A 10,190-nucleotide genomic window follows, 5' to 3' on the forward strand; every position below is an offset into this window, starting at 1 on the left:
CACTGCCCTTCGGTCGGGTCCAGATATGCTGAGGTTACCTCATCATGAGGGAGCAACAGCACTTCCTGTTACGGTATTCCCGTGACCGAACCCACCCCGGAGCACACCGACCGGGCCGACGACGAGAGCCTGGCGGAGACGTTCTGGGCGGTGGCGTCCCACCTGCGCCGGCAGACCCGGGAAGCCCTCGCGCCGTGGGACGTGACGCCCAGCCAGTCCCGGGCCCTCGGGGTGTTGGCGCGGCACGGCGAGGTACGCCCCGGCACGCTCGCCGAGCACCTGCGCATCGCGCCCCGCTCGGCCACCGAGGTCGTCGACGACCTTCAGGACCGGGGGCTTGTCGAACGCCGACCTGACCCGGCCGACCGGCGGGCCACCCTGGTCGCGCTCACCGAGGAGGGCCACCGGGTCAGCGCCGCCATCCGCACCGCCCGGCGGACCGAGGCGGACCGCTTCTTCGGCCACCTCGACCCGACCGACCGCACCGAACTGGCCCGCATCCTGCGTACCCTCCGCACCTGAGCGCCGCGCGCCAGATGGCGACAGACACCACACCCCGATCGGCCATACCAGCGCATGGTGGGTGTACGGCGGCGAAGAAGGTAACGGTGACCCTGCCCGAAGAGTTGGTGGAGGCACTCGGCACGGCAGCTCGTGAGGACGGCATTCCGCTGTCCCGGCTGGTCGCCAGCGCAGCTGAGAATGAACTCCGGCGACCCGTCGGGCGGCGACTGATCGCGGACTGGCAGGCCGAACACGGGGCGTTCACCGTGGAGGAGATCGCGGCTGCACGGGCGGAAATGGCCGCCGCCGACGCCCAGGCGCTGAGCGGGTCCGGTCAGGCAGTCGCGTAAGCGTTCTCTACGTCTACGACGCCGGGGCGCTGCTCGCGATCGACGGCAACGACCGACGGATGTGGGCGATCCATCACCTGGCGATGGAGGAAGGAAGACGCCCGCGGACCATTGGTGCCCCGCACGGGGCACCCACGGCTGCCAGCAGTCATTACTATGTCGGCACGCGGTCGGGTCCTCGACGTCTCGGCGCGGATTCTGCTGACGCTGTACGGGGGAGGGCGTCCGTGTCATGGCACATGTCCACACACAGCCAACGGGATGACCCGGTCGCGGGTCTGACTCGACTTGCCGCGTCGGTGCGGTCGCTGCGGCACACCGTCCGGGCCGGGACCCGGGTGGAGGGTCACCACCGGGGCAGCGATGCCCATGGCGTGGTGAGCGTCGTGGCGGACGGCGCGGGGCAGGTGGAGTCCGTCGACATCGACCGGGAATGGTTCGCCCGCACTCCCGCCAGCAGCGTGGGTCCCGCGCTGCTGGAGGCGTACCAGGCGGCGATGGTCGCGGTGCTCGACGCCGTAGCCGAACGGATGTCGGCCGCGGAGCGCGAGGCGCCCCCGCCGGTTGCGGCCGAGGCGGCGGGCCGGTCGAGCGACGCCGAGCGACCGGCGACCCTCGTCGCACCCTCCTTCGCGGACGTCCGCGCGGCACTGCACGACCTGGAGGAGCGGCAGTACGAGCGGGAGCGGCGACGCAGACTCCGGCAGCTCGACAGACCGCAGGCGCGCGTGGTGCACGGGCCACACCGGATGGTGTCGGTCACCGTGCGCGGCGGCGACATCGCCGAGATCACCGTGGCCAACGGGGTACGCCGGGACCGCGCCGCCACGCTGGGCGAGGACGTCGTGCTCGCGTTGCGCGCGGCGCGGAGCCAGGACGACGCCACAAGGAGCGTGTGAGATGCCGGGTGACAACGACGACCTCAGGGTCATCCTCAGCGCCTTCGACGGGGAGTCCCAGAAATGGCGTGAACTCGCCACCCTGATGGGCAACCTGCGCGGCGTGGCCGCCAATCTGGTGTTGGACTCGCCGGCCTTCTTCTGCGGCAATCCGATGACCGCGCAGCAGCTCGGCAAGGCGTACGACGACATCCACTCTCTTGTCGACACGCTCATGAAGGACGCGAAGACGGAGTTCGAGCAGATCGCCGAAGCGCTGATCATCGCGCGGGACCTGTACGACGAGGGCGACCAGATGAGCGCCTCCGACTTCGTGAAGATCTACGGGGAGTAGCAGTGAGCGCAGAGAGGAAGGCCGCCCATGGCTCCGGGAGCTGACCAGGCCGCCGCCGAGAACACCCTGCAATCGGCAGTCACCAAGTTGACCACCGAGGTCGACCGGATCGATCCGGAGACCCAGAAGTTGATCAATGCGATAAACAGCGCGCTACGGACGGCGTCCTTCGTCACGCCGATCGGCGCCTACCTGTTCGCCAAGAAGGTGCAGAGCAGCCTCGACGGGCTCTTCGACAAGCTGCGGGAGCTGGCCCAGGAGATCCGCAAGTTCCTCTCCGCCTCCACTCCGGTCTTCTCCCTGCTGCACAAGGGTTTCCTCTGGACCGAGCAGGTCCTGCCGCAGGTGAGTGGCGCGGTGGGCACCGCACGGGACATCCGCCCGAACGGCCTGCACGCGTGGGGCGGCGAGGCGGGTCGCGCGTACATGGAGAAGCGGTGGGGCCAGGAGAAGGGGCTCCAGGGCACCACGAACGTCGTCAAGGACATCGGGCAGTGGCTCATCGACGTCGCGGCGCTCAACGCCAAATTCCTTGTCGACATCACCGACCCGGTCATCGACGTGATCGAGGCCATCATCGAGGCCGCCATCGAGATCGCCACGGTGTTCGGCATCCTGGAGGCGATCGACACGGTGGCGGCTGCCATCGCCGACAGCATCGGCGCCGTCCTGAAGATGGTCCAGGAAGCCACCAAGCACATGTTCGACAGCATGAGCAAGCTCTCCGAGGCGCGGGGGATCCTCAACAACAACGACTTCTTCCCAGGTGGGAGTTGGCCGCAGGCCGTCAGCCGATAGAGATACCAGGATGCGTGGGCAACGGATGGCGCCGAGGCGGGTCGCGGCGGCCCTGACCGCCACGGCCGTGACCGTGCTGCTGGCTCAGCCGGTCGCCGCCGAGCCGGCCCGGGACCGGCAGTGGCATCTGGACCGGATCGGCATCGTCGAGGCGCACGCCACGGCGCAGGGTGACGGCGTACTTGTCGGGATGTTCCTCTCCTCCGTCGACGCCGGCCATCCCGACCTCGACGGGCGGGTCCGGCCCGGCCGGTACGTCGGCGCCGACGGCGCGATCAGACAGCGACCGGCAGACGCCGACACCGCGGCCGGACGGGCCGCCGACACCGCCCTGGCCGGCCTGGTCGTGGCCCGGGGTGGCGACGGTGTCCTCGGCGTGGCCCCACGAGCCGAGATTCAGCCGATCAGCGGTCCGGTCGGTGCGGAGAAGGTCTCGCAGGCGTTGCGCTGGCTTGTCGACCAGGGCGCCAGGGTGATCGACATGTCAGGTGGCTTCACCGTGGACGACGACACCGACCACCTCGACGGCGTGCGCTACGCCCTGGCCAGGGACGTCGTCGTCATCATGGACGCCCGCAGCGCCGACGGCCTGGCCGAGTCGGTGAGCACCGGGGTGCTGGTGGTCGGCGGCCTCACCGCACAGGACGAACGCGACGGTGCCGCCTCCTTCGACAGTCGGATCGACCTTTCCGCGCCAGGGGCGACGCTCGGCCTGGTCGGGCTCAGCGCCGAGTCGTCGTCCGACGAGCGGTACGGTCCGATCGCCGCGCAGGGTGACCTCCAGGCGTGTGCCATAGTCGCCGGCGTCGCCGCGCTGGTACGCCAGAGACATCCCGAGCTCAACGCGGCATCCGTGCTCGACCGTCTGCTCGGCACCGCCGAGGATCTCGGGCCGCCCGGCCCGGACAGCACGTTCGGCGCCGGGGTGGTCGACGCGGCGACGGCGCTGATCGCGCAGCGGCCGACGGTAACCACGAATCCGCTCGGTGATCCGGGCCCGCCGAGCGAGGGTCTGCTCGATCGGATCGGCGGGCGGGTGGCCCTGGTCGGCGGTGTGATCTGCGGCCTCGTCGTGGCGCTCACCGTCGCCGGGGTCAGCTACTGGCTGATCCGCCGCCGGTGCCGCCGCTGAGTCGCCGCCACCGCTGGTGTCGGCTCCCGCCACCGCGGTCGGGTCAGCGGTGCATGACCCGCCGCATGACTGTCACGTGGCCGCTGGCGTCCACCGTCACCACTTCCCAGCCACGGGTCTCCAACAGTTCGACGGCGGTGAGCATCTCGTCGGGCGGCCCGTTGTTGCCGGTCTTCAAGCGGTAGTTGAACCGGCCGGCGAACACCGACGACAGCGACGGGGTGACGTAGATGTACCGGAACGGATAGGCGTCGAGCGACACCCGACCGGAGAGGATGTCGTCCGCGGCGAATACCCGGGGCGGTCGCGGTTGCATCGACCCATCATCCCGTACGCCGACGCGGGCGGCTGCACCCCGACGCCCGTCATCCCGCCGGTGGCAGCCTGGCGACGGCGCGTCGGACCGTCAGGCGTGTGAGTGCCAACGGCCTGACGCCGTTTCCGGAACCGCCTGGAGATGATATTCCCAGCCCTCGCGCCAACCGAAGTCAGCGGCCATGAGTTCCTCGATCGGCACGCCGTCGAGGAAATGGTCCATCGCCCATCGGGTGGCCACATGACCGATGACCAGAACCCGGCAGCCGTCCCAGCGGGTCGGCAGGTCGGCGAGAAAGCGCCCGGCCCGGTGCACCGCCTGCCGCCAACTCTCGCCACCGGGATAGGGCTGGTCGAGATAGTTGTCGCGGCCTTGGTGCAACTCGATGGCGGGGATGCCGGTCAGCGCGCCGTAGTCGCACTCCCGCAGCCGCCAGTCGTGCAGGATGGGAACCCCGCTGCCGGCGAAGGCGAGTTCCGCCGTCTCGACCGAGCGCCGCAGGTCGGAGGTGAAGACCACGTCGGTGCCGTCGGCGCGGCGGCGCTCGCCGAGCTGCGCTGCCAACTCCCGCCCGCGTTCCGACAACCGGCCGGGCGACCAACCGGTCGCGACACCGCGTTGATTGTCCTCACTCCAGGAGTGGGTCTCAAAAACGATCACGATTGACACCGGAACAGGCTAGCCGAGCTTCAAATGCCGTGGATCGGTTTCTCGGCGTCCCGGGTTTTCACCAATCTCAAAACGACACACTTGATAGATTGACCAGATCAATTCGCCAGCGTCATTGCCGGACACGCTCCAGGCCGCCACCGCCGCCGTGCCATCGCCGCCGTCGGCATGGTCAACGCCGTCGGCATGGTCAACCCCGTCGCGATCCTGGGCAGTGCCGCCCTGCTCGCCACCGCCACCGAGGTGGCGAGCGTCCCGGTCGGCGACGCCGCCGCCAACGTCCAATCCCGGCGACCGTCGGCGAGTTCTGGATCCTCGGTTACCTGATCGTCCGAGGCGTCCGGAGGCAGGCACTTGCCGATCCTCCCCAGCCTGCGCCCGCCGCCCCGCTCGCCGCACCGGATGACGATCGACGACCCCTGGCGCACCGCACCGGCGCGGCGAGCGGGGAATGTTAATAGGGGGCCCCTCCTATACACGAGGCGTTAAGAGGGGGACCCTCCTTTACTCTGCGGCGCAGGGCCCCAGTCAGGAACGGGTGGCATCGGGCGGGTGAGCGGCGCACCTGCGGTGATCCGCAGCCGCTCGCCGTGATGCAGCAACTCGACCGCGGTGCCCGGGTCGGCGTCGGGCAGCTCGTAGCGGGCCTCGTCGGCGGTCAGGGTGACCAGCAATCGCTGGCCGTGCCAGCACAGGCTGAAGGCCAGCCGGTCGATCCGGTCGGGCAGCCGGGGATCGAACGACAGCAGCTCCCCGTCGTCGCGCATGCCGCCGAAACCCTGCACCAGCGCCAGCCACGCCCCGGCCAGGGCGGCCAGGTGCAGCCCGTCGCCGGTCTTGTCGCCGAGGTCCGCCAGGTCCTGCATCACCGACTCGGCGAACAGGTCGTACGCCAGGTCGAGGTGGCCCAGCTCGGCGGCGAGCACCGCCTGCGGCCCGGCCGACAACGACGAGTCCCGGACCGTACGCGCCTCGTAGTACGCGAAGTTGGCCGCCTTCTCCGCCTCGGTGAACTCGTTCGGGCAGCGCAGCATGGCCAACACCAGATCCGCCTGCTTGACCACCTGGTGGCGGTACAGCTCCAGGTAGGGAAAGTGCAGCAGCAGCGGGTACTCGTCGTCGCTGGTGTTGGCGAAGTCCCACTCCGGCTGGTCGGTGAAGCCGGCCGCCTGCTGGTGCACCTCGCGCTTGGGGTCGTACGGCAAGGTCATCGCCGCCGCTGCGGCCAGCCAGCCGGCCACCTCTGTCGGGTCGACGTCCAGCCGGGCTGCTGCCTGCGGATACCGCTGCACCGCGTCGGCCGCGCCGTTCAGGTTACGGCGGGCCATCAGGTTGGTGAAGAGGTTGTCGTTGACGAGTGCGGCGTACTCGTCGGGGCCGGTGACGCCGAAGATGTGGAAGCCGCCGTCGTCGGTGAAGTGCCCGAAGCGGTGCCACAACCGGGCGGTCTGCACCAGCAGGTCCAGGCCGGGGCCGGCGAGGAACTCCTGGTCGCCGGTGGCGGTGACGTAACGCAGCACCGCGTCGGCGATGTCGGCGTTGACGTGCAGGCCGGCGGTGCTCGCCGGCCAGTAGCCGGAGCACTCCTCGCCGCCGATGGTCCGCCACGGGAAGCTCGCCCCAGCCAGCCGCAGTTCCGCCGCCCGGTCGAGGGCCTGCGGCAGGTGCGCGTGCCGCCAGGCCAGCGCCGACCGGGCCACAGCGGGTGCCACGTACGTCAGCACCGGCAGCACGTAACCCTCGGTGTCCCAGAGCACGTGCCCGTCGTAGCCGTTGCCGGTCAGCCCCTTGGCCGGGATGGTCCGGTCGCCGTCCGACCGGCCCGCCTGAATCAGGTGGAACAGCGCGAACCGGGTGGCGCGCTGCAACTCGGCGTCGCCGTCGAGGAGCACGTCGGCGGTGTGCCAGGCGGCGTCCAGGGCGGCACGTTGCGCCGCGAGCAGCCCGGCGAAGCCCTCCTGTCGGGCGGCGTCCGCCTCTGCCGTCACCTCGGCTGCCAGCTCCTCGGGCGAGGACTCGTCGACCACCGCCCACTCGTACGCGGCGAACTTGGTGAGCCGGACCTGCTCGCCCGTGGCGAGGGTGCCGGTGAGGCTCAGCCGGATCCGGTCCGGCGTGGCGTCGAGGTCGGTGGCGAAGTGCTCCGGGGTCGACGGCGAGTGCGCGACGGCGACGGCCACCCGCTGTCCACTGTGCTCGGTGTGGTGCACGAGTACGCCGTCGACACCCTCGGCGTGGTGCCGCTCGGCGATGAGCGGTTCGGAGATCACCGAGGCCGCGCGGGGATCGTCGGCGCGTTCCGGGATCCGCTCGTTGGCCAGCAGGTCGGCGCAGATCCGCAGCTCGACCGGCCCGTCCAGGGGCTCCACCGTCCAGTCGACGGCGGCGACCCGTCGACGCGGCAACGACACCAGCCGGGTGCTGCGTACCCGCACCCCGTGCCCGGCCGGTGAGATCCACTCGGTGCACCGCTCGACCACGCCACCGCGCAGGTCCAGCACCTGTTCGTGGCTGCGCAGCGTCCCGGTCCGCAGGTCCAGCGGCTCGTCGCCCACCCAGAGCCGGATGAGCGTGGCGTTCGGCGGGCTGATCACCGTGTCGCTCAACTGCGGGAACGCGTACCCCTCCTCGGGGTAGTTCAGTTTCCGCCGTTCGTGTAACCCGTTGAGGTAGGTGCCCGGCATGCCGTACGGCCACCCCTCGTCGAGGGTGCCGCGCCAGCCCAACCAGCCGTTGCTCAACGCGAAGATCGACTCGGTCTCGCCGAGCCGGTCCAGATCGTCGGCGCTACGCCGGATCCGCCAGCGCTCGTCGGGTGATGGCCGATCGGGGGTACGGTGCACAGCGTCCTCCAGGGAATTACGCCAGTGCCACCGAAATTCCCCGACGGCCGGTCCGGCACACCCGATTCCGGCTCACCAGACCAGCAGGAGCGCACCGAGGGTGCCGAGCACCAGGTAGGGCCCGAACGGCAGGTGACTGGACCAGGCGGCCCGCCGGGTGACGAGCAACACCAGGGCGACCAGGCCGGAGAGGGTCAGCGCGAGCAGCAGCCCGAGCAGCGGCACGGTCCAGCCGTACCAGCCGAGCAGCGCGCCCGCGCCCAGGGCGAGCTTGGCGTCACCGATGCCGAAGCCGCGTGCGCCGAGCAGCAGCGTGGTGGCGGCGAAGAAGAACGCCAACCCGAGCCCGGCGGCGGTGGCCCGCCACCACGGTGCCGCTCCGGCACCGGCCAGGGCGGCGATGCCGAGCAGCAGCCAGGTGCCGGCTGCGGCCGGCAGGGTGAGCCGGTCGGGCAGCCGGTGCACCGCGACGTCCACGAAGGTCAGCGGCACCGCGAAGGCCAGCCACCAGGCCGTGGCGGCCAGCTCACCGGTGGGCGGCCCGGCCAGCAGCAGCAACGCGATCGCGGCGACGACTGTCACCTCGACGGCGGCCGGTGGCGCGCCGACCCGGGCACCGCAGCCGCCGCAGCGTGCCCGGGGGCCGAGCGCCGGCCAGGGGCGGGCCAGGCTGATCGCCGTACCGCAGGCATCGCAGCCACTACGCCGCGGGGTGCCCGACGGTACGCAGTGCCGGGCGACGACGTACCGGAGCAGTGGGGTGAGTGCCAGCACGGCCAGCGGCCGGGGGCGCTGCGGTGCCGGACCGGCGGTCGGGCCCGCGCCGCGCACTTGCTCGGTGGCGGGTGGGTGACTCACGCCGACCACCCGCCAACGGTGACCACGTTAAGTAATCTGGCCGTCCGTTCGGGATGATTGCCCGACCGTTGTGACCCTGCTGTCCGGTAGGTGTGGACGCGTGCGCCGAGCCACTCCGGACGCCCCGATGGAATTCCCACGGGAAACAATTGGCACACATAAGGCGCGCTTAATTCAGGGGACAGAACGGGCGACCCACCATTTCCCACCCCATTCTGAACGGCCCGCCGGTGGGACGTCGCCGGACGTGCCGGGTCGGGGCGGCGGTGCCGCCGACGCACTGCCCAAGCCGCGTCGGGCGCAGCCGGCAACCTGCGGGTAACCAACCTGGACCACCACCGTTCATGACTCAGAGTGTTCGGGCAAATTGCCTCTGTTGCATCGGCCGACATCAGCTTATGCTCGCCCCTTGGATGTGACGAAACCCACGTCCATCGGCCACGATCACCCAGCACCTGGCATTTCCACAAAGATCCGCAAGGGTAAATGCGGCTGCGTATTGGACAGGACCTCGGCGGCCCTTCCCGCGGCGCTGCCGCAGGCCCGAACGCCGGCGACGGCGATCGCCGGTTCGGCACCGAGGAGGGCACGACGGTGCGAGCACGGCAGCTGAGCTGCTGGACGGCTGGCTTGGTCGCGGTGGCAGCGGTCGGCACCACCACCGCGTGCGGCGGCCCGCAGGAGGTGGCCACCGGCGACGGCAAGGAACGAAGCAGGCCCGTCGACGCGGCGCAGGTCGCCGACGAGCAGGCGGCGGAACAGGCGGCGCTGAAGGCGTACGCCGGATACCTCGCCGCTTCCCGTACGGCGAGCCAGCGCAGCGACCCGCACCACCCGGACCTCACCCGGTTCCTCGCCGATCCGCTGCTGACCCGGGTCCGGTTCAACCTGCAACAGGCCCGCGAGCACGGCGCCGTCAGCGTGGGCACGCTGCGTTCCGACCCCACTGTGATCTCGGTGGCGCTGGATGCCACACCGCCCACAGTGGAGATCCAGGACTGCGTGGACGCCACCGGTTACCGGCTGGTCTACCTCGACGGCGGCAAGGGCGTGCCCGGCACCCGGGGCACCCGGCACCTGGCCACCGCGACCGCCACCCGCCATCCCGACGGCCGCTGGCGGATCAGCGCCGGCGCGGCCTACCAGGACCAGCCGTGCTGACCCCGGCCGACATCCGCCCGGCCGGCCGGAACGACCGCGACCTGGCCCGCCGCAGCACCCACAACCCAGCCGGTCGGAGCAACCGCGCCCCGGCCCGGCCGCAGCGTCGGCGCCACCGGATCGCTGGCAACCGGCTGGTGATCTTCGGTCTGGCCCTGGCCCTGATGCTGGTGACCGCACCGGTGCTGTCGGCGAGCGCGGCCGACCCGGGTGCCGAGTGCCCACCGGCACAGCCGAACTGCAACGTCTGGGATGACGAGCCGGGCACGCCTGGCGGCGGCAACGGCGGCGGGGGCGACAACGGCGGCGGTGACAACGGTGGGGGC

12 protein-coding genes and 1 pseudogene are annotated in these 10,190 nt (G+C 71.0%); 8 read left to right on the forward strand and 5 right to left on the reverse strand.

Going from position 1 to position 10,190, the window contains the following annotated elements; all coding sequences use genetic code 11:
* Positions 1-81 precede the first annotated feature (81 nt).
* The 6 genes from C1I93_RS05615 to C1I93_RS05640 all read left to right on the forward strand — a co-directional run bounded on the left by C1I93_RS05615 (position 82) and on the right by C1I93_RS05640 (position 4,017).
* Positions 82-522, forward strand: a complete 441-nt coding sequence (locus tag C1I93_RS05615; RefSeq protein WP_111242144.1) for a MarR family winged helix-turn-helix transcriptional regulator — start codon at positions 82-84, stop codon at positions 520-522.
* A gap of 86 nt (positions 523-608) precedes the next feature.
* Positions 609-854, forward strand: coding sequence for a hypothetical protein (locus C1I93_RS05620; RefSeq protein ID WP_212808676.1), 246 nt, complete (start codon positions 609-611; stop codon positions 852-854).
* A gap of 239 nt (positions 855-1,093) precedes the next feature.
* Positions 1,094-1,753: a YbaB/EbfC family nucleoid-associated protein gene (locus C1I93_RS05625; RefSeq protein WP_181445023.1), complete on the forward strand. Its 660-nt coding sequence runs from the start codon at positions 1,094-1,096 to the stop codon at positions 1,751-1,753.
* A gap of 1 nt (position 1,754) precedes the next feature.
* On the forward strand, positions 1,755-2,087 hold the full coding sequence (locus tag C1I93_RS05630) for a hypothetical protein (protein ID WP_111242147.1): 333 nt from the start codon (positions 1,755-1,757) through the stop codon (positions 2,085-2,087).
* A gap of 27 nt (positions 2,088-2,114) precedes the next feature.
* The gene (locus C1I93_RS05635) at positions 2,115-2,885 is read left to right on the forward strand and encodes a hypothetical protein (RefSeq protein ID WP_111242148.1); all 771 of its coding nucleotides are present in this window, start codon (positions 2,115-2,117) and stop codon (positions 2,883-2,885) included.
* A gap of 10 nt (positions 2,886-2,895) precedes the next feature.
* A complete protein-coding gene (locus C1I93_RS05640; protein ID WP_111242149.1) occupies positions 2,896-4,017 on the forward strand; it encodes a S8 family serine peptidase in 1,122 nt (373 codons plus the stop codon).
* Between the two features lie 43 nt (positions 4,018-4,060).
* On the opposite strand, the gene C1I93_RS05645 is transcribed toward C1I93_RS05640, so the two are convergent.
* The 5 genes from C1I93_RS05645 to C1I93_RS05665 form a co-directional block, all read right to left on the reverse strand.
* Positions 4,061-4,333 carry a hypothetical protein gene (locus tag C1I93_RS05645; protein ID WP_111242150.1) on the reverse strand — a complete coding sequence of 91 codons (273 nt, stop codon included), beginning with the start codon at positions 4,331-4,333 and terminating at the stop codon, positions 4,061-4,063.
* A 90-nt stretch (positions 4,334-4,423) separates the two neighbouring features.
* The gene (locus tag C1I93_RS05650; RefSeq protein ID WP_111242151.1) at positions 4,424-5,002 is read right to left on the reverse strand and encodes a histidine phosphatase family protein; all 579 of its coding nucleotides are present in this window, start codon (positions 5,000-5,002) and stop codon (positions 4,424-4,426) included.
* A 9-nt stretch (positions 5,003-5,011) separates the two neighbouring features.
* Positions 5,012-5,287, reverse strand: coding sequence for a hypothetical protein (locus C1I93_RS31390; RefSeq protein ID WP_181445024.1), 276 nt, complete (start codon positions 5,285-5,287; stop codon positions 5,012-5,014).
* A 200-nt stretch (positions 5,288-5,487) separates the two neighbouring features.
* Positions 5,488-7,845 (reverse strand): glycoside hydrolase family 65 protein, encoded by a 2,358-nt coding sequence (locus C1I93_RS05660; protein ID WP_111242152.1) that lies wholly within the window; start codon positions 7,843-7,845, stop codon positions 5,488-5,490.
* 72 nt (positions 7,846-7,917) lie between these two features.
* Positions 7,918-8,676 (reverse strand): prepilin peptidase, encoded by a 759-nt coding sequence (locus tag C1I93_RS05665; protein WP_111242153.1) that lies wholly within the window; start codon positions 8,674-8,676, stop codon positions 7,918-7,920.
* A 621-nt stretch (positions 8,677-9,297) separates the two neighbouring features.
* Between C1I93_RS05665 and C1I93_RS05670 the strand changes: the two genes are divergently transcribed.
* Both C1I93_RS05670 and C1I93_RS32270 read left to right on the forward strand, forming a co-directional pair.
* A complete protein-coding gene (locus tag C1I93_RS05670) occupies positions 9,298-9,864 on the forward strand; it encodes a hypothetical protein (protein ID WP_111242157.1) in 567 nt (188 codons plus the stop codon).
* Positions 9,858-10,190: pseudogene (locus tag C1I93_RS32270) on the forward strand (hypothetical protein); the annotation flags it as partial. The gene C1I93_RS05670 and the pseudogene C1I93_RS32270, both read left to right, overlap by 7 nt.

The sequence above is a fragment of the Micromonospora endophytica genome, from assembly GCF_003236305.1.
Classification (GTDB): Bacteria; Actinomycetota; Actinomycetes; order Mycobacteriales; family Micromonosporaceae; genus Micromonospora; species Micromonospora endophytica.

What these genes read in the sequence shown, in the direction of transcription:
- C1I93_RS05635 (WP_111242148.1), top strand. Translation starts at nt 2,115, where the DNA reads ATGGCTCCGGGAGCTGACCAGGCCGCCGCCGAGAACACCCTGCAATCG.
- C1I93_RS05630 (WP_111242147.1), top strand. Translation starts at nt 1,755, where the DNA reads ATGCCGGGTGACAACGACGACCTCAGGGTCATCCTCAGCGCCTTCGAC.
- C1I93_RS05625 (WP_181445023.1), top strand. Translation starts at nt 1,094, where the DNA reads ATGTCCACACACAGCCAACGGGATGACCCGGTCGCGGGTCTGACTCGA.
- C1I93_RS05640 (WP_111242149.1), top strand. Translation starts at nt 2,896, where the DNA reads ATGCGTGGGCAACGGATGGCGCCGAGGCGGGTCGCGGCGGCCCTGACC.
- C1I93_RS05645 (WP_111242150.1), bottom strand. Translation starts at nt 4,333, where the DNA reads ATGCAACCGCGACCGCCCCGGGTATTCGCCGCGGACGACATCCTCTCC.